The sequence below is a fragment of the Pseudomonas sp. Irchel 3A7 genome, from assembly GCF_900187565.1.
Lineage (GTDB): Bacteria > Pseudomonadota > Gammaproteobacteria > Pseudomonadales > Pseudomonadaceae > Aquipseudomonas.
In genome coordinates this window covers 217,003-235,493 of the sequence record NZ_FYED01000003.1, presented here as the reverse complement: position 1 = coordinate 235,493, position 18,491 = coordinate 217,003, and the positions used below count along the sequence as shown (strand labels likewise).

General features: G+C 58.9%; 17 protein-coding genes. 10 read left to right on the top strand and 7 right to left on the bottom strand.

The features are described 5' to 3' along the window. Positions 1-64 precede the first annotated feature (64 nt). Together CKW21_RS06000 and CKW21_RS05995 are read right to left on the bottom strand one after the other, a co-directional pair. Positions 65-1,282, bottom strand: a complete 1,218-nt coding sequence (locus CKW21_RS06000; RefSeq protein ID WP_095193080.1) for an argininosuccinate synthase — start codon at positions 1,280-1,282, stop codon at positions 65-67. A 129-nt stretch (positions 1,283-1,411) separates the two neighbouring features. Beyond that, on the bottom strand, positions 1,412-2,317 hold the full coding sequence (locus CKW21_RS05995; protein ID WP_095193079.1) for an OmpA family protein: 906 nt from the start codon (positions 2,315-2,317) through the stop codon (positions 1,412-1,414). 159 nt (positions 2,318-2,476) lie between these two features. Here CKW21_RS05995 and pyrC point away from each other — a divergent pair, with 159 nt between their 5' ends. Together pyrC and rnt are read left to right on the top strand one after the other, a co-directional pair. Beyond that, positions 2,477-3,523 (top strand): dihydroorotase, encoded by a 1,047-nt coding sequence (pyrC, locus tag CKW21_RS05990; RefSeq protein ID WP_095193078.1) that lies wholly within the window; start codon positions 2,477-2,479, stop codon positions 3,521-3,523. Then, positions 3,520-4,197: a ribonuclease T gene (rnt, locus tag CKW21_RS05985; RefSeq protein WP_095193077.1), complete on the top strand. Its 678-nt coding sequence runs from the start codon at positions 3,520-3,522 to the stop codon at positions 4,195-4,197. Before pyrC ends, rnt begins: the two co-directional genes overlap by 4 nt. Positions 4,198-4,441: 244 nt before the next feature. Here rnt and CKW21_RS05980 read toward each other — a convergent pair whose 3' ends face one another. After that, entirely contained in the window at positions 4,442-5,044 is a 603-nt protein-coding gene (locus CKW21_RS05980; RefSeq protein ID WP_095193076.1) for a peroxiredoxin, read from the bottom strand. Between the two features lie 303 nt (positions 5,045-5,347). On the opposite strand from CKW21_RS05980, the gene CKW21_RS05975 reads away from it, so the two are divergent. After that, entirely contained in the window at positions 5,348-5,566 is a 219-nt protein-coding gene (locus CKW21_RS05975) for a bacterioferritin-associated ferredoxin (protein ID WP_090324905.1), read from the top strand. A gap of 198 nt (positions 5,567-5,764) precedes the next feature. Then, the gene (bfr, locus tag CKW21_RS05970; protein WP_095193075.1) at positions 5,765-6,241 is read left to right on the top strand and encodes a bacterioferritin; all 477 of its coding nucleotides are present in this window, start codon (positions 5,765-5,767) and stop codon (positions 6,239-6,241) included. A 179-nt stretch (positions 6,242-6,420) separates the two neighbouring features. Here bfr and grxD read toward each other — a convergent pair whose 3' ends face one another. Beyond that, a complete protein-coding gene (grxD, locus tag CKW21_RS05965) occupies positions 6,421-6,762 on the bottom strand; it encodes a Grx4 family monothiol glutaredoxin (RefSeq protein WP_007938922.1) in 342 nt (113 codons plus the stop codon). A gap of 97 nt (positions 6,763-6,859) precedes the next feature. Continuing rightward, on the bottom strand, positions 6,860-8,968 hold the full coding sequence (locus CKW21_RS05960; protein ID WP_095193074.1) for a molybdopterin oxidoreductase family protein: 2,109 nt from the start codon (positions 8,966-8,968) through the stop codon (positions 6,860-6,862). 454 nt (positions 8,969-9,422) lie between these two features. Between CKW21_RS05960 and argF the strand changes: the two genes are divergently transcribed. Together argF and CKW21_RS05950 are read left to right on the top strand one after the other, a co-directional pair. Next, positions 9,423-10,343: an ornithine carbamoyltransferase gene (gene argF / locus CKW21_RS05955; RefSeq protein ID WP_095193073.1), complete on the top strand. Its 921-nt coding sequence runs from the start codon at positions 9,423-9,425 to the stop codon at positions 10,341-10,343. Then, entirely contained in the window at positions 10,340-11,449 is a 1,110-nt protein-coding gene (locus CKW21_RS05950; RefSeq protein ID WP_095193072.1) for an ABC transporter ATP-binding protein, read from the top strand. Before argF ends, CKW21_RS05950 begins: the two co-directional genes overlap by 4 nt. A 115-nt stretch (positions 11,450-11,564) precedes the next feature. Here the strand turns inward: CKW21_RS05950 and CKW21_RS05945 are convergent, their stop codons facing one another. Both CKW21_RS05945 and ybaK read right to left on the bottom strand, forming a co-directional pair. After that, the gene (locus tag CKW21_RS05945; protein WP_095193071.1) at positions 11,565-12,347 is read right to left on the bottom strand and encodes a PhzF family phenazine biosynthesis protein; all 783 of its coding nucleotides are present in this window, start codon (positions 12,345-12,347) and stop codon (positions 11,565-11,567) included. A 172-nt stretch (positions 12,348-12,519) separates the two neighbouring features. Then, complete coding sequence (gene ybaK / locus CKW21_RS05940) at positions 12,520-12,990, bottom strand: Cys-tRNA(Pro) deacylase (RefSeq protein ID WP_095193070.1); 471 nt, start codon at positions 12,988-12,990, stop codon at positions 12,520-12,522. 359 nt (positions 12,991-13,349) lie between these two features. Here ybaK and CKW21_RS05935 point away from each other — a divergent pair, with 359 nt between their 5' ends. The 4 genes from CKW21_RS05935 (at position 13,350) to glpD (ending at position 18,453) form a co-directional block, all read left to right on the top strand. After that, positions 13,350-14,201 carry an MIP/aquaporin family protein gene (locus tag CKW21_RS05935; protein WP_095193069.1) on the top strand — a complete coding sequence of 284 codons (852 nt, stop codon included), beginning with the start codon at positions 13,350-13,352 and terminating at the stop codon, positions 14,199-14,201. 75 nt (positions 14,202-14,276) lie between these two features. Then, positions 14,277-15,782: a glycerol kinase GlpK gene (gene glpK / locus CKW21_RS05930; protein ID WP_095193068.1), complete on the top strand. Its 1,506-nt coding sequence runs from the start codon at positions 14,277-14,279 to the stop codon at positions 15,780-15,782. 95 nt (positions 15,783-15,877) lie between these two features. Beyond that, complete coding sequence (locus tag CKW21_RS05925) at positions 15,878-16,633, top strand: DeoR/GlpR family transcriptional regulator (RefSeq protein WP_095193067.1); 756 nt, start codon at positions 15,878-15,880, stop codon at positions 16,631-16,633. Between the two features lie 281 nt (positions 16,634-16,914). Continuing rightward, positions 16,915-18,453, top strand: coding sequence for a glycerol-3-phosphate dehydrogenase (gene glpD / locus CKW21_RS05920; RefSeq protein WP_095193066.1), 1,539 nt, complete (start codon positions 16,915-16,917; stop codon positions 18,451-18,453). The last annotated feature ends 38 nt before the right edge of the window (positions 18,454-18,491 follow it).

The window sequence follows — 18,491 nt, the reverse complement described above, 5'->3', positions numbered from 1 at the left end:
ACCTCTTGCAGATTTGTGGCCCCGTCGATGACGAGGCCACAAATCCATCACAGGCTCAAACCACTCAGAACAGCTTGCGGCCTTTGTTTGCAGCAATACGCATGCGCAAGGCATTGAGCTTGATGAAGCCCGCCGCATCGGCCTGGTTGTAAGCGCCGCCATCTTCCTCGAAGGTCGCGATGTTGGCGTCGAACAACGACTCATCGGACTTGCGACCGGTGACGATCACGTTGCCCTTGTACAGCTTCAGGCGCACGACGCCGTTCACGTGAACCTGGGACGCATCAATCATCTGTTGCAGCATCAGACGCTCAGGACTCCACCAGTAGCCGGTGTAGATCAGGCTGGCGTACTTCGGCATCAGCTCGTCCTTGAGGTGAGCCACTTCGCGGTCCAGGGTGATCGATTCGATCGCACGGTGGGCGCGCAGCATGATGGTGCCGCCAGGCGTCTCGTAGCAGCCACGGGATTTCATGCCCACGTAACGGTTCTCGACGATGTCCAGACGACCGATACCGTGTTCACCACCGATACGGTTCAAGGTCGCCAGCACGGTGGCCGGGGTCATTTCGACGCCGTCCAGGGCCACGATGTCGCCGTTGCGGTAAGTCAGTTCCAGGTACTGCGGCTTGTCAGGAGCGTTTTCCGGGGAGACGGTCCAGCGCCACATGTCTTCTTCATGCTCGGTCCAGGTGTCTTCCAGCACGCCGCCTTCATAGGAGATGTGCAGCAGGTTGGCATCCATCGAGTATGGGGATTTTTTCTTGCCGTGACGCTCGATCGGGATCGCGTGCTTTTCAGCGTAATCCATCAGTTTCTCACGGGACAGCAGGTCCCATTCGCGCCACGGGGCGATCACTTTCACGCCAGGTTTCAGGGCGTAGGCGCCCAGTTCGAATCGAACCTGGTCATTGCCCTTGCCGGTGGCGCCATGGGAAATGGCGTCAGCGCCGGTTTCGTTGGCGATTTCGATCAGGCGCTTGGCGATCAGCGGACGAGCGATGGAAGTACCCAGCAGGTACTCGCCTTCGTAAACGGTGTTGGCGCGGAACATCGGGAACACGAAATCGCGCACGAACTCTTCGCGCAAGTCGTCGATGTAGATTTCTTTCACGCCCATGGCCTGTGCCTTGGCGCGTGCCGGTTCGACCTCTTCGCCCTGACCCAGGTCAGCGGTGAAGGTCACCACTTCACAGTTATAAGTATCCTGCAGCCACTTGAGGATCACCGAAGTGTCCAGGCCGCCGGAATACGCCAGAACGACCTTGTTTACGTCCGCCATGCCATCACTCCACGGGGTTCTACGGAAAGCCGAGAAGTCTACCGCTCATGCAGGATAATTTACAGTGGCGCGACAGCTTATGACGACGAAGCGACAGATTATGTCGAGAGAGCGACGATGACCAAGGAGTCAGGATGTTGCCGAAGCGGCCGGCTTCGTGGCTTGAGGCGCCACTTGTTCCGGTGGTGCTCCCCGCTCCAGACGCACCGCAACCCGGCGGTTCTTCGAGCGATTGGCGTTGTTGGTATTGGGTGCCAGCGGATAACGCTCGCCATGGAAGCGCACGGTGATCTGCGACTCCTGGATGCCGTTCGCCTTGAAGAACTCCATGACGGCCAGGGCGCGGCGACGTGACAGGTCACGGTTGGTCAGGCGATTGCCGCTGTTGTCGGAATGGCCGTCGAGTTCGATGTGATTGACCGTCGGATCGGCCTTCATGAATTCGAGCATCACCTGCAGCCTGGCTTTCGCGGCAGCATCCAGCTCGATGCCGCCGCCGGGGAATCCGACTTCGGACTGCTTCACCTGATCGAAATTCTGTGGCAACAGCTTGGCGACGCACCCCTGGTAGTCGGCAAACGCTTTATTGAACTTGACCGGTAACAGGCGCACTTCCGACACCCGCCCATCGCCAGAGGCATGCCGTACCACGGGACTGCGCCCATCCATCAGGCCACTGATCAAGCGTCCGGCCTGAGCCTGGGAGCTGTTGAACAACACGTTTCCGCTGCCGATTCTCACCGTACCCAGATTGATATCGCCCCGCCCCGGTTGCCATGGCGATGCGGCGGCCAGCAAGGTAGCCGAACCTCCACCCATCATGGCGTTGTAGGCATTGAGACGAAACGTCGCCTGCTCTCCGGCTCGACGCACGAACTGTCCCGAGCCGAAATCGGTGATCGGCTGGGTCAGGCGGCACTCGAACTTGTCGCCTTCGACCGTCCACTCAATGCTCTCCAGACGGGTCTGGAAAGTGAGCGCCATCGCGGGAAGGCTGGCAAACACACTGAGCAAGGCTAAATAACGCTGGCGCACGGGAGGCTCCACTGGCTTCTACAACAAAAAGACCGACACACAGATGTTTACGGCATACCTGTTGGATATCGGAAGCTTCCTGCAAAACTTGATAGCGAGTGCCTGCAAGAGTCTTTTCCGGTAGCATTCCCCTCAGTTTGACCCGCCTGGAATCCCCTCATGTCCGACCGCCTGACCCTGCTGCGTCCCGACGACTGGCACATTCATCTTCGCGATGGTGCCGTGTTGACCAATACCGTCGCGGATGTCGCGCGCACCTTTGGTCGCGCCATCATCATGCCCAACCTGGTACCTCCTGTCCGCAATGCGGCTGAGGCCGACGGCTACCGCCAGCGCATCCTCGCTGCCCGCCCGGCCGGCAGCCGGTTCGAACCGCTGATGGTCCTGTACCTGACCGACCGCACCCAACCCGAAGAAATTCGCGAGGCCAAGGCTACCGGTTTCATTCACGCCGCCAAGCTGTACCCGGCCGGCGCGACCACCAACTCGGACTCTGGCGTCACCAGCATCGACAAGATCTTCCCTGCACTCGAGGCCATGGCCGAAGTGGGAATGCCCTTGCTGATCCACGGCGAAGTCACCCGTGGCGATGTCGACGTGTTCGACCGCGAAAAAATCTTCATCGATGAGCACATGCGTCGCGTGGTCGAGCGTTTCCCGACCCTCAAAGTGGTGTTCGAACACATCACCACCGCTGACGCCGTGCAGTTCGTCAACTCGGCTTCGGCCAACGTTGGCGCGACCATCACCGCGCATCACCTGCTGTACAACCGCAACCACATGCTGGTGGGAGGGATTCGGCCGCATTTCTATTGCCTGCCGATTCTCAAGCGCAACACGCACCAGGAAGCGCTGCTCGATGCCGCCACCAGCGGCAGCGAAAAATTCTTCCTCGGCACCGACTCGGCACCCCACGCCCAGCACGCCAAGGAAGCCGCCTGCGGTTGCGCCGGCTGCTACACCGCTTTTGCTGCGATCGAGATGTATGCCGAAGCCTTCGAACAGCGCAATGCGCTGGACAAGCTCGAAGCCTTCGCCAGCCTCAACGGCCCACGCTTCTATGGCCTGCCGGTGAACACCGATCGCATCACCCTGGTCCGCGAAGAGTGGATCGCCCCAACCAGCCTGCCGTTTGGCGAGCTGACCGTTATCCCGCTGCGCGCCGGTGAAAAACTGCGCTGGCGCCTGCTGGAGGAACACGCGTGAGTGAAGACCATTTCGACGACGAACAGGAAGGTCAAGGCGGCGGAGGCGGTCCTCGTCATCCAATGGCTGCCCGGTTCCGTGGTTACCTGCCGGTTGTCGTCGACGTAGAAACCGGTGGCTTCAACTCGGCCACCGACGCCCTGCTGGAAATCGCCGCGACTACTATCGCCATGGATGAAAAGGGCTTTGTCTACCCTGATCACACCTACTTCTTCCGGGTCGAGCCTTTCGAAGGCGCGAACGTCGAAGCGGCAGCGCTGGAGTTCACCGGGATCAAGCTCGATCACCCGCTGCGCATGGCCGTGAGTGAAGAGTCGGCGTTGAACGATATCTTCCGCGGTGTACGCAAGGCGCTCAAAGCCAACGGTTGCAAGCGGGCGATTCTGGTCGGTCACAACAGCAGCTTCGACCTGGGCTTCCTCAACGCCGCCGTCGCGCGCCTGGACATGAAGCGCAACCCGTTTCACCCGTTCTCCAGTTTCGACACGGCCACCCTCGCCGGCCTGGCTTATGGTCAAACGGTGCTGGCCAAAGCCTGTCAGGCAGCCGACATCGACTTCGACGGTCGCGAGGCCCACTCGGCTCGCTATGACACGGAGAAGACCGCCGAGCTGTTCTGCGGCATCGTCAATCGCTGGAAACAAATGGGCGGTTGGGAAGACTTCGACGATTGATCCGTCGCAGTTCACTTGAGACAAACGCAAACCTGTGGCGAGGGAGCTTGCTCCCACTGGGCGGCGAAGCTGCCCCCTATCCCTGAAAAGCAGGGAACTGTTGCGCAGTCCAACGGGAGCAAGCTCCCTCGCCACAGGTTCAGCGTCGCGCTCCAGTGAGCAGTATTGGTTTCATCGTGAATAAAAAAACCGGCCTCAAGGGCCGGTTTTTTTGTACCTGCTTTTTGTAGCAGGAGCGTGTGCCTTACAGCGCAGCAGCGTGCTCGGTCAGGTAAGCCGCGACGCCTTCTGGCGAAGCGTTCATGCCCTTGTCGCCTTTTTTCCAGTTCGCAGGGCAGACTTCGCCGTGCTCTTCGTGGAATTGCAGAGCGTCGACCAGACGCAGCAACTCTTCCATGTTACGGCCCAGCGGCAGGTCGTTGATGATCTGCGAACGGACAACGCCTTTGTCGTCGATCAGGAACGCGCCACGGAAAGCCACGCCATCAGCGGACTGAACGTCGTAGGCTTTCATGATGTCCTGCTTGATGTCGGCAGCCATGGTGTAACGGACTTCGCCGATACCGCCATTGTTGACCGGGGTGTTGCGCCACGCGTTGTGGGTGAAATGCGAGTCGATGGACACGGCGATCACTTCAACGTTGCGTGCCTTGAACTCAGACATGCGGTTATCCAGAGCGATCAGCTCCGACGGGCAAACGAAGGTGAAGTCCAGTGGGTAGAAGAACACCAGGCCGTATTTGCCTTTGATGGCAGAGGACAGGGTGAAGCTGTCTACGATTTCGCCATTGCCGAGTACGGCCGGTACGGTGAAGTCAGGGGCTTGTTTGCCTACGAGTACGCTCATTGGATATCTCCTGGTGTAGAAACGTGAAAAACAAGGTTTGCGCCAGCCTGCCACCCTCAGGCGACAGCCCTGTGACACGAACCCGTTTCGCAAAGACCGGCCATCATACACTGCGTGTTTGGCCTGTCCTCAACGGTTTTTCCCACGGGTTAAAAAATGCCGGAGCGTGTTCCGTTTCTCGGCCCATCGAAAAACACCGTTCGTCAGCCCTTGGAAAAGCCTTCCCAATGCACTTTGACAATCATTCTCGTTAACATTAAGATCCATCGCATTCGAGACATAAACGAGCGACGGTTTTCACTTATGTATGTTTGCCTCTGCACTGGCGTCACCGACGGCCAAATCCGCGATGCGATCTATGAAGGATGCTGCAGCTACAAGGAAGTCCGCCAGGCCACCGGCGTTGCCAGTCAGTGCGGTAAATGTGCCTGCCTCGCCAAGGAAGTGGTCCGCGAGACCCTGACAAAATTGCAGACGGCCCAGGCCGCGATTCCTTTTCCTGCAGAATTTACAGCTGCCTGAATACCGAATTTCAAAGAACCGGACTGATGTCCGGTTTTTTTATGCCTGAAAATCAATTGCTTAGGCTCTAGACGCGGAACACAAACATTCTTATTCCGATTAATTTTCATTTAAGTTTCAATAACTTAGGTTTGACACTCTTAGTTGTGCGGCTCAAACTCTGCTTTATAGACAGCTAATACAGGGCAGGACCCCATCATGAAAGGCGACGTTACAGTCATCCAGCATCTCAACAAGATCCTTGCCAATGAGCTGGTCGCAATCAATCAGTATTTTCTGCATGCGCGCATGTATGAAGATTGGGGCCTGAACAAGCTCGGCAAACACGAGTACCACGAATCCATCGACGAGATGAAGCACGCGGACAAGCTGATCAAGCGCATCCTGTTCCTCGAGGGCATACCAAACGTCCAGGACCTGGGTAAGCTGCTCATCGGTGAACACACCAAGGAAATGATCGAGTGCGATCTGAAACTCGAACGCACAGGCCTTGGTGATCTGAAAGTAGCCATCGCACATTGCGAAACGGTTGGCGACTACGGTAGCCGTGAACTGCTTGAAGATATCCTTGAGTCTGAAGAAGAACATATCGACTGGCTGGAAACTCAACTCGGCCTGATCGACAAGATCGGTATCGAGAACTATCTGCAATCGCAGATGGGTGAAGACGAATAATTTCTACGCAATAAAAAAGCCCCGCTCTCTTTTAAGAGGCGGGGCTTTTTATTGCCCGGATTTCAGCACTGGCCGAAATCCCTGTGGGAGCGAGCCTGCTCGCGAAGGCGTCGTGTCAGTCAACTTCACAGGTACTGGCAGACCGCATTCGCGAGCAGGCTCGCTCCCACATAAGCAGATCAGGCTTCGGTTTTTGCAGCTGCAGCTTTAGCGGCAGCGTCTTTGATCAGCGCCTGCAACGAACCATCAGCGGACATTTCGGTCATGATGTCGCTACCGCCGACCAGCTCACCAGCGACCCACAGTTGCGGGAAGGTTGGCCAGTTGGCGTATTTTGGCAGGTTGGCGCGGATTTCCGGGTTCTGCAGGATGTCCACGTACGCAAACTTCTCACCACAAGCCATCACAGCCTGCGCGGCTTTCGCGGAGAAGCCGCACTGCGGGGCATTCGGAGAGCCTTTCATGTAAAGCAGAATGGTGTTGTTGGCAATCTGCTCTTTAATCGTTTCGATGATATCCATGGAGCACCTCGGCTGAACTTTCCGACTCATGGGTCGGCACGGTGGCGCATTGTAACGGAAAGCCGAGGGCCATGCTCGGTCTCTCCGTCAGATACGATCAAGCCGCCGCCACGGTCACCGGAACGCCATTCAACGCCGCATTCCCCGACAACTCATCGAGCTGACATTCGTCTGTCAGGTCATTGGCACTGGAGCCCGGCTGGCCGCTGGCAATGGTCATTTGCACGCCCGGTCGCGCATGGCCCCAACCGTGCGGAAGGCTCACCACTCCTTTCATCATATCCAGACTGCCCAGCACTTCCACTTCAATCACCCCGACCCGCGAACTCACCCGCACTCGCTGACCGTCGCTCAGTCCGCGACTGGCCAGGTCATCCGGGTGCATCAACAACTGATGGCGCGGCTTGCCCTTCACCAGACGGTGATAGTTGTGCATCCACGAATTGTTGCTGCGCACATGTCGGCGACCGATCATCAACAACTCATCGGCGGCTGGTGCCTGCAATGCTGCGAAACGGGCCAGGTCGGCGAGGATCTCGACCGGGGCGGCCTGGACATGCTGATTGGCGGTTTTCAGGCGCGGAGCCAGGTTGGGCTTGAGCGGCCCCAGATCGACACCATGGGGATGGTCGAACAGGGTCGTCAACGACAGCTGATGCTCCGACACATCGCCATACAGGCCCATGCGCAAGCCACGATCGATCATTTGGGCCGGGGGGATGGTCGGCTTCAAGTCCTTGCCGGTTTTCGTGGCGAATGCCTTCGCCAGCCCGACGAATATCTCCCAGTCGTGCAACGCCCCCTGGGGCTTGGGCAGAATAGCCCGGTTGAAACGACTGACGTTGCGTACCGCGAACATATTGAATGTCGTGTCGTAATGATCGTTTTCCAGCGCCGAGGTGGACGGCAGGATCAGGTCGGCGTAACGCGTGGTTTCGTTGATGTACAAGTCGACACTGACCATGAACTCAAGCCCGTCCAGCGCCTGTTCCAGCTGACGGCCGTTCGGCGTGGACAACACCGGGTTGCCCGCCACGGTGATCAGCGCCCGAACCTGCCCTTCCCCTTCGGTCAGCATCTCTTCGGCCAGCGCCGACACCGGCAGTTCGCCAGCGTACTCCGGAAGCCCGGACACCCGGCTCTGCCACAGATTGAAATGCCCACCCGACGTGGAGGCCACCAGATCCACCGCCGGCTCAGTGCACAAGGCCCCCCCCACACGATCGAGGTTGCCGGTGACCAGGTTGATCAACTGCACCAACCAATGACACAGCGTGCCGAATGCCTGGGTCGAGACACCCATGCGGCCATAGCAAACCGCGCTCGGCGCTGCGGCGAAATCCCGCGCCAATTGGCGGATCTGTTCGGCCGGCACCGCGCACAACGGACTCATGGCCTCGGCAGTGAAATGGGCGATTGCCCTGCGCACTTCATCCAGACCGTCCACCGGCAAATGACTGTCGCAGGTCAGGCCTTCGGCAAACAAGGTATTGAGCAGGCCAAACAACAACGCCGCATCACCACCCGGGCGCACAAACAGATGCTGGTCGGCAATGGCCGCCGTTTCGCTGCGACGCGGGTCGACGACCACGACTTTACCGCCCCGGGTCTGAATCGCTTTCAAGCGTTTTTCCACATCCGGCACGGTCATGATGCTGCCGTTGGACGCGAGCGGGTTGCCACCGAGAATCAGCATGAAGTCGGTGTGATCGATGTCCGGGATCGGCAGCAACAAACCGTGGCCGTACATCAAATGACTGGTCAAGTGATGGGGCAATTGGTCGACCGACGTTGCGGAAAAACGATTGCGGGTTTTCAGCAGGCCAAGAAAGTAATTGCTGTGGGTCATCAGCCCATAGTTGTGCACGCTGGGGTTGCCTTGATAAACCGCCACCGCGTTTTGCCCATGACGCGCCTGAATCGCAGACAGGCGTTCGGCCACAAGATTGAAAGCATCTTCCCACTCGATGGGCTGCCATTCGCTGCCCACCCGCCGCATCGGTTGATGCAGGCGATCCGGATCGTTCTGAATATCTTGCAGGGCGACAGCCTTGGGGCAAATGTGCCCGCGACTGAACGTATCCTGGGGATCGCCCTTGATCGAAGTGATCTGCACATTGCCGGCCTCGACCTCGGTGGTTTCGATGGTCAGGCCGCAGATGGCTTCACACAGGTGGCAGGCACGGTGATGGAGAGTCTTGGTCATGGCCAGTCTCTGTCTTGTTCTGGGCGGGCGATTTCGGCCGCGGGAACAAAACTATGGCGCTTGCACCGCTGCCGCGCCAGCGACGTTCGTCTTGTGAATTGACGGCCATCAGGCCAGCGGATGAGCCCGGGGGATCAGCAGCGGACAACAGGTCAAAAACCGACCGCCAGCGCGCCGCCACCGCCCCGTTCGATTGCCAAGCTGCGCAGGCGCGGTGTACAAATGCTTGGCTGCCGTCCGAAAACAGGCTTCATAAGCGCTACTGCGGTTATCCCGTAGCCCCTCTGAAATCCCCTAAAAACCGTAGCCCTATTGGTAAGACGCGACATTTAATTATAAGATCGCGCCTTCCCCTATTTCGTCGCCCCGTGCGGCTTACGCCGCAGGTCTCGCCCGTTGTTCCGTTAAACAAGGCTTTGAGCATCTGCGGTTTGTAGCAAAAAGGTAGTCAATGATGAGCGCAAGGCACTTTCTCTCCCTGATGGATTGCACGCCCGAAGAGCTGGTCAGCGTGATCCGTCGAGGCGTTGAGCTCAAAGACCTGCGTAACCGCGGTGTACTGTTCGAGCCCCTGAAAAACCGCGTGCTCGGGATGATTTTCGAAAAATCCTCGACCCGCACCCGCATTTCGTTCGAAGCCGGCATGATCCAGCTCGGTGGCCAGGCGATCTTCCTGTCGCCGCGCGACACCCAACTGGGCCGGGGCGAGCCGATCAGCGATGCCGCCATCGTCATGTCGAGCATGCTTGATGCGGTGATGATCCGTACCTTTTCCCACAGCACCCTGACCGAATTCGCCGCCAATTCGCGCGTCCCGCTGATCAACGGTCTGTCCGATGATCTGCACCCGTGCCAGTTGCTGGCCGATATGCAAACGTTCCTCGAACACCGCGGCTCCATCCAGGGCAAGACCGTGGCCTGGATCGGCGATGGCAACAACATGTGCAACAGCTATATAGAAGCGGCGATCCAGTTCGACTTCCAGTTGCGCATCGCCTGCCCGGAAGGCTACGAGCCGAACCCGAAATTCGTGGCCCTGGCCGGCGATCGAGTGACCATCGTTCGCGATCCGAAAGACGCCGTGCGCGGCGCCCATCTGGTGAGCACCGACGTCTGGACCTCCATGGGCCAGGAAGAAGAAACCGCCAAGCGCCTGCAGCTGTTCGCCCCGTATCAGGTCAACCGCGCCCTGCTCGACCTGGCCGCCAGCGACATGTTGTTCATGCATTGCCTGCCGGCCCATCGTGGTGAAGAGATCAGCGTCGACCTGCTCGACGACCCGCGTTCGGTGGCCTGGGATCAAGCTGAAAACCGTCTTCACGCACAAAAGGCCCTGCTCGAGTTTCTCGTCGAGCCGGCGTACCACCACGCATGAGCCAGCCATTACTGCTCAACCTGCGCAACCTCGCCTGCGGCTATCAAGAGCAGCGCGTGGTGCAAAACCTCAACCTGCATTTGAACGCCGGCGACATCGGTTGCCTGCTGGGCTCTTCCGGCTGCGGCAAGACCACCACCCTGCGTGCCATTGCCGGTTTCGAACCGGTGCACGAAGGTGACATCCAACTGGCGGGCGAGACGATCTCCAGCGCCGGTTTCACCCTCGCACCGGAGAAACGTCGCATCGGCATGGTGTTCCAGGACTACGCACTGTTTCCGCATTTGAGCGTGGCCGACAACATCGCCTTCGGCATTCGCAAGCATCCGCAAAAGGATCGCGTCGTCGAAGAGCTGTTGGAACTGGTCAACCTGAAGAACCTCGGCAAACGCTTTCCCCATGAGCTTTCCGGTGGTCAGCAACAACGTGTCGCCCTGGCCCGCGCCCTGGCGCCGGAACCGCAACTGTTGCTGCTGGACGAACCGTTCTCCAACCTTGATGGTGAATTGCGCCGCAAGCTCAGCCACGAGGTTCGTGACATTCTCAAGGCCCGAGGCACCAGCGCGATTCTGGTCACCCACGATCAGGAAGAAGCTTTCGCAGTCAGCGATCACGTCGGCGTGTTCAAGGAAGGCCGGCTGGAACAATGGGATACGCCGTACAACCTGTACCACGAACCGCTGACACCGTATGTGGCCAGCTTCATCGGCCAGGGCTATTTCATCCGCGGCCAGCTGAGCAGCCCGGAGTCGGTGCAGACCGAACTGGGTGAATTGCGCGGTAACCGTGCCTACACCTGGCCGGTCGGTGGCGCGGTGGATGTGCTGCTGCGTCCCGATGATATCGTTTATGCCCCAGACAGCAGCTTGAGGGCGCGGATCGTGGGCAAATCGTTCCAGGGTGCATCGACGTTGTATCGCCTGCAGATGCCGACCGGCGCACAACTGGAATCGATTTTCCCGAGCCATGTCGATCATTTGGTCGGCGCTGAGGTTGGCATTCGTGTCGCGGCGGAACATCTGGTGTTGTTTCAAGCCTCCAGCAGCATCGCCGCGCAGATCCCGGTCGTGGAATCCGGAGTTCGGCGCTACAGCACCGCCAGCTGATAAGCACAGACCCAATGTGGGAGCGAGCCTGCTCGCGAAAGCGGATTGTCAGTCGAATCATCGCCGGCTGACACATCGCCTTCGCGAGCAGGCTCGCTCCCACACTGGTCGGTTTCTAACCTGGAAAAAGGGTTCCATTGGCCACCAGCGTCGCATTCCCGCCAATCTTCACCCGATCCCCTTCCAGTCGGCAGAACAGTTCTCCACCGCGAGTCGAGCACTGGTAAGCCGTCAGGCTCGATTTGCCCAGGCGCTCGGCCCAATACGGAATCAGACTGCAATGGGTCGATCCGGTTACCGGGTCTTCATTGATGCCGATGGCCGGGGCAAAGTAGCGCGACACGAAATCCTGTTTGCTGCCACGGGCGGTGACGATGGCACCCAGCCAAGGTAGCTTCGCCAGGGCAACCATGTCCGGCTGACAATCGAGCACGGCCTGTTCGGATTCGAGTACCACAAACAACTCATTCGAACCCAGCACATCGACGGCCTCCACGCCTAACGCGCGCTCGACGTCCAGGGTCACGCCCACTTCCGATGGCACGATCGCTGGAAAATCCAGCCACAGACACCCACCCTCACGACTCACGCTCAGCGGGCCGGACTTGCAGGTGAAATCCAGGCGCTCGACGGGCTCCTTGTAGATTTCAAACAAAACATAAGCGCTGGCCAGGGTCGCGTGACCGCACAACGGCACTTCGGTGGTCGGGGTAAACCAGCGAATGTGCCAGCCCTGCCCTTCACGCACGACAAAAGCCGTTTCGGCCAGATTGTGCTCGGCGGCGATTTTTTGCATCAACTCATCGGCAAGCCAGGCATCCAGCCGATAGACCATCGCCGGGTTACCACTGAACGGTCGGTCGCTGAACGCGTCGACCTGATGAAACTCGAGCTGCATAACATTCTCCCTTTGTCAGGCCACCGCATGAATTCGCTGAAAGATTTTTGTAGGAGCGAGCTCGCTCGCGAGGGTCGTTAACGATAACGCGCGCCTTCTGATTCCCCGCAGTGTCCTTGAGTCCATCGCGAGCATGCTCGCTCCTACAATGATTAACGTTCTGCGGCTAGCCTCAGGCACGGCCGATATCAGCGAATTTTGCCTGGGTATGTTCGGCCAGTACGGCTGGGGCCAGTTCGACTTCCAGGCCACGACGGCCGGCGCTCACAAAGATGCTGGAGAAAGGCTGGGCTGAATGATCAATAAAGGTGCGCAAACGCTTTTTCTGCCCGAGCGGGCTGATGCCACCCAACAGATAACCCGTCGAGCGTTGTGCGGCGGCCGGGTCGGCCATTTCGACTTTTTTCACTCCGGCCGCCTGGGCCAGGGCTTTCAGATCCAGACTGCCCCTCACCGGCACCACCGCCACCAGCAACTCGCCTTTTTCACTGGCCGCCAGCAGGGTCTTGAACACCTGCGCCGGGTCCAACCCGAGTTTTTCCGCGGCCTCTAACCCATAGGACGCAGCCTTCGGGTCATGTTCATAACTGTGCACTCGGTGTTCGGCCCGAACCTTTTTCAGCAAATCCAATGCGGGTGTCATGACAGCTCCAGACATGGCGGCAGTAAAAATACTGCGCCGGATTCTAGGACATTGATCCACAAAAGGCTCTATCGCACCGCCGTTACAAAATGTCAGGCACGCGCCATTGAGTCGTTTTTGGCTGCTCAACAACGCAATCATTCATAGAACTAATAGTTACTTTGTGACCAATGGTTCACTTTCGACCTTTGACAGCAGTGTTTCTTGTCTATATTTTTTCGTTTATGAAACTGTACGAAAAGTCTTACCGCAGTGCCCAGCTGTAAACCGGGAACAGGATGGGGATTCTGCCTCGGTGAAAAACACGCTTTGACCCTGTTGGAGCGCAAGCGCCAGACAAGAAAAAAAATGAGGTTTCAATGACAACTGCTTTACAACAACCGTCGCTCTCGAGCCAATGCATGGCCGAGTTTCTAGGCACTGCGCTGCTGATCTTCTTTGGTACCGGTTGCGTTGCCGCGCTCAAGGTCGCGGGTGCCAGCTTCGGCCTGTGGGAAATAAGTATTATCTGGGGTGTCGGCGTCAGCATGGCGATCTACCTGACGGCGGGGATTTCCGGCGCTCATCTCAATCCTGCCGTCAGCATCGCGCTGAGCATTTTTGCCGACTTTGAAAAGCGCAAACTGCCGTTTTACATTTTCGCCCAGGTGGCTGGCGCCTTTTGCGGTGCCTTGCTGGTGTACACGCTGTACAGCAATCTGTTCTTCGATTTCGAACAAACTCACCATATGGTTCGCGGCACCGAAGCCAGCCTTGAATTGGCGTCGGTGTTTTCCACCTTCCCCAACCCGAGCCTGTCCACATCCCAGGCCTTTCTGGTCGAAGTCATCATCACGGCCATTCTGATGGGCGTAATCATGTCATTGACCGACGATAACAATGGTTTGCCCAATGGCCCGCTGGCGCCACTGCTGATCGGCCTGCTGATTGCGGTGATTGGCAGTTCGATGGGGCCACTGACCGGTTTCGCGATGAACCCGGCCCGTGACTTCGGCCCTAAACTGATGACTTTTTTCGCCGGTTGGGGCGACATTTCCTTCACCGGCGGACGTGATATCCCGTATTTCCTGATTCCGGTTTTTGCACCGATCGTGGGTGCCTGCCTCGGTGCCGCGGCTTATCGCGGGGTCATCGCCCGCCATCTGCCGAGCGCCGTATCAGCTACGCAGGACTCAACACCGGCCGTTGACGGCAAACCGAGAATTTCTTGATACCGTTGGCGCATGATCCTGCCAAATAGATCGCGCGCCAGACCTCACCCCCTTTTTTCGTCCAAGGCAATCGACATGACCGACACTCAGAATAAGAACTACATCATTGCCCTCGATCAGGGTACGACCAGCTCCCGCGCGATCATTTTCGACCGCGATGCGAACGTGGTTTGCACCGCACAGCGCGAATTCGCGCAGCATTACCCGCAAGCCGGTTGGGTCGAACATGACCCGATGGAAATCTTCGCCACCCAGAGCGCGGTGATGGTCGAGGCCCTGGCGCAAGCCGGCCTGCATCACGATCAGGTAGCAGCCATCGGTATCACCAACCAGCGTGAAACCACCGTGGTGTGGGACAAGAACACCGGCCGCCCGATCTACAACGCGATCGTCTGGCAGTGCCGACGCAGCACCGAAATCTGTCAGCAGCTCAAACGCGATGGCCACGAGCAGTACATCAGCGAAACCACCGGCCTGGTCACCGACCCGTATTTCTCCGGAACCAAGCTCAAGTGGATCCTCGACAACGTCGAAGGCAGTCGTGAACGCGCACGCAACGGCGAATTGCTGTTCGGCACGGTCGACAGCTGGCTGATCTGGAAATTTACCGGCGGCAAGGTGCACGTCACCGATTACACCAACGCCTCGCGCACCCTGCTCTTCAACATCCACACCCTGGAGTGGGACGCGAAGATGCTGGAGCTGCTGGATATCCCGCGGGAAATGCTGCCGCTGGTGAAATCCTCTTCCGAAATCTACGGTCACACCAAAAGCGGTATCGCCATCGGCGGTATTGCTGGCGACCAGCAGGCGGCACTCTTCGGCCAGATGTGCGTCGAAGCCGGTCAGGCCAAAAACACCTACGGCACCGGTTGCTTCCTGCTGATGAACACCGGCGACAAAGCCGTAAAATCCAACCACGGCATGCTCACCACCATCGCCTGTGGCCCCCGTGGCGAAGTGGCCTATGCACTCGAAGGCGCGGTGTTCAACGGCGGCTCCACCGTGCAGTGGCTGCGCGATGAACTGAAGATCATCAACGACGCCCACGACACCGAATACTTCGCCAACAAGGTCAAGGACAGCAACGGCGTGTACCTGGTCCCCGCCTTCACCGGCCTCGGTGCCCCGTACTGGGACCCCTATGCCCGTGGTGCGCTGTTCGGTCTGACCCGTGGCGTACGCGTGGATCACATCATCCGCGCTGCACTGGAGTCGATCGCCTACCAGACCCGCGACGTGCTCGATGCCATGCAGCAGGACGCCGGCGAACGCCTCAAGGCCTTGCGCGTGGATGGCGGTGCAGTCGCGAACAACTTCCTCATGCAGTTCCAGGCCGACATTCTCGGCACCCAGGTCGAGCGCCCGCAAATGCGCGAAACCACGGCGCTGGGCGCTGCTTATCTGGCGGGCCTGGCCTGCGGTTTCTGGGGCAGCCTGGAAGAGTTGCGCGGCAAGGCCGTGATCGAGCGCCAGTTCGAACCGACACTGGACGAAACGGCGAAGGAAAAACTCTACGCCGGCTGGAAAAAAGCCGTCAGCCGCACCCGCGACTGGGAGCCACAGGAAGGGGCTGAATAAGCCACGACTCAGACTGGAATCTGCATGTAACTGGCAGGGAGAGGATTCGTGCGGCATCATGGGCAAATTTTGCACGGCAGCCCAAAGGACGCCCCATGAATCTGCCTCCCCGTCAGCAGCAAATCCTCGAACTGGTCCGCGAGCGCGGCTATGTCAGCATCGAGGAAATGGCCACGCTGTTCGTCGTTACTCCGCAAACCATCCGCCGCGATATCAATCAACTGGCGGAAGCCAATCTGCTGCGTCGCTACCACGGCGGCGCCGCTTACGATTCCAGTGTCGAAAACACCGCCTACGCCATGCGCGCCGATCAGATGCGCGATGAGAAGCAACGGATCGGCGAAGCCATTGCGGCGCAGATCCCCGATCACGCCTCGCTGTTCATCAACATCGGCACCACCACCGAATCCATCGCCCGTGCATTGCTCAATCACAGCCATCTGAAGATCATCACCAACAACCTGCACGTGGCCTCGATGCTCAGCGCCAAGGACGATTTCGACGTTCTGCTGACCGGCGGCAACGTGCGACGCGATGGTGGCGTGGTCGGTCAGGCCAGTGTCGACTTCATCAATCAGTTCAAGGTCGACTTCGCCCTGGTCGGCATCAGCGGCATCGATGAGGATGGCAGCCTGCTGGATTTCGATTATCAGGAAGTGCGGGTGTCCCAGGCGATCATCGCCAACGCCCGCAAAGTGATCCTCGCCGCCGACTCCAGCAAGTTCGGGCGTAACGCCATGATCCGACTGGGGCCGATCAGCCTGATCGATTGCCTGGTCACCGATCAACAGCCCGTGCCAGCGCTCACACAGCTATTGAATCAGCACAAGATTCGGCTGGAAGTCGTTTAACCCGTCTGTCACGACGCCTTCGCGAGCAGGCTCGCTCCCACAAGGGTTACGCTGAACGGGTGGGAGCGAGCCTGCTCGCGAAGGCAATCTCAAAAACACTTCCCTCCTGCGCCCCAGCACGCACCTGAATGTTCGAATATTTTCCTTTAGCCGCCCTTCGATGAGTTTTTTCAATCGAAGCCGACTGGCTGTGCGCGTCTTTATGGGCTAATATTTTCGCAAATGAACATTCATGTTCGAATTCAAATACAGAAAATCAAAGAATTCCGAGGCCTTAGCCGATGCCCACTTCTACCTTGCCTACGCCCCCTCTTGCCGAGGTCTACGATATCGCCGTCATCGGTGGCGGCATCAATGGCGTGGGGATCGCAGCGGATGCCGCCGGCCGCGGACTCTCGGTGTTCCTTTGCGAAAAGGACGATCTGGCCAGCCACACTTCTTCGGCCAGCAGCAAGCTGATCCACGGCGGTCTGCGCTACCTCGAACACTACGAGTTCCGCCTGGTGCGCGAGGCTCTGGCCGAGCGCGAGGTGCTGCTGACCAAGGCACCGCACATCGTCAAGCAAATGCGCTTCGTGCTGCCGCATCGCCCGCACCTGCGTCCGGCCTGGATGATCCGCGCCGGCCTGTTCCTGTATGACAACCTGGGCAAACGGGAACAACTCAAAGGTTCGAAAAGCCTGAAGTTCGGCCCGGACAGCGCCCTGAAAAGCGAAATCACCAAAGGCTTCGAATACTCCGACTGCTGGGTCGACGATGCACGCCTGGTGGTGTTGAACGCCATGGCAGCCCGGGAAAAAGGCGCTCACGTCCACACCCAGACCCGCTGTGTCAGCGCACGTCGCACCAAAGGCCTGTGGCACCTGCACCTGGAGCGCGCCGATGGCAGTCTGTTTTCGATCCGCGCCAAGGCACTGGTGAATGCGGCCGGCCCTTGGGTCGCCAAGTTCATTCGTGATGACCTGAAAATGGAATCGCCCTACGGCATCCGCCTGATCCAGGGCAGCCACCTGATCGTGCCAAAGCTGTACGAAGGCGAACACGCGCACATTCTGCAAAACGAAGATCAGCGCATCGTGTTCACCATTCCGTACCTGAACCACTTCACGCTGATCGGCACCACCGACCGCGAGTACACCGGCGATCCGGCCAAAGTGGCGATCACCGAAGGCGAAACCGATTACCTGCTGAAAGTGGTCAATGCCCACTTCAAAAAGCAGATCAGCCGCGACGACATCCTGCACAGCTATTCCGGTGTGCGTCCGCTGTGCAACGACGAGTCCGACAACCCGTCGGCCGTCACCCGCGATTACACCCTGGCGCTGTCGGGCAGCGGTGAGGAAGCGCCGCTGCTGTCGGTGTTCGGCGGCAAGCTGACCACCTACCGCAAGCTGGCCGAATCGGCGCTGGCGCAACTGGCATCCTACTTCCCACACATCAAGCCGAGCTGGACGGCCAATGAAACCCTGCCGGGCGGCGAAGGCATGACCACCCCGCAAGCGCTGAGCTCGCAGATCCGCGACAAGTACGACTGGATTCCGACCGAGATCTCGCGCCGCTGGGCCACCACCTACGGCAGCCGGACCTGGCGCATGCTCGAAGGCGTACAAAACCTGAGCGATCTGGGCGAGCACATCGGCGGCGGTCTCTATACCCGCGAAGTCGATTACCTGTGCAGCGAAGAGTGGGCCACCACCGCCCACGACATCCTCTGGCGTCGCAGCAAGCTTGGCTTGTTCACCACCGCCGCAGAGCAGGACACGCTCAAGGATTACCTGAACAAGGTCGAACAGAACCGCAGCAAGATCGAAGCGGCCTGATCGGATGTCCGGAAAAACGAAAGCCCCTGAACCTCACG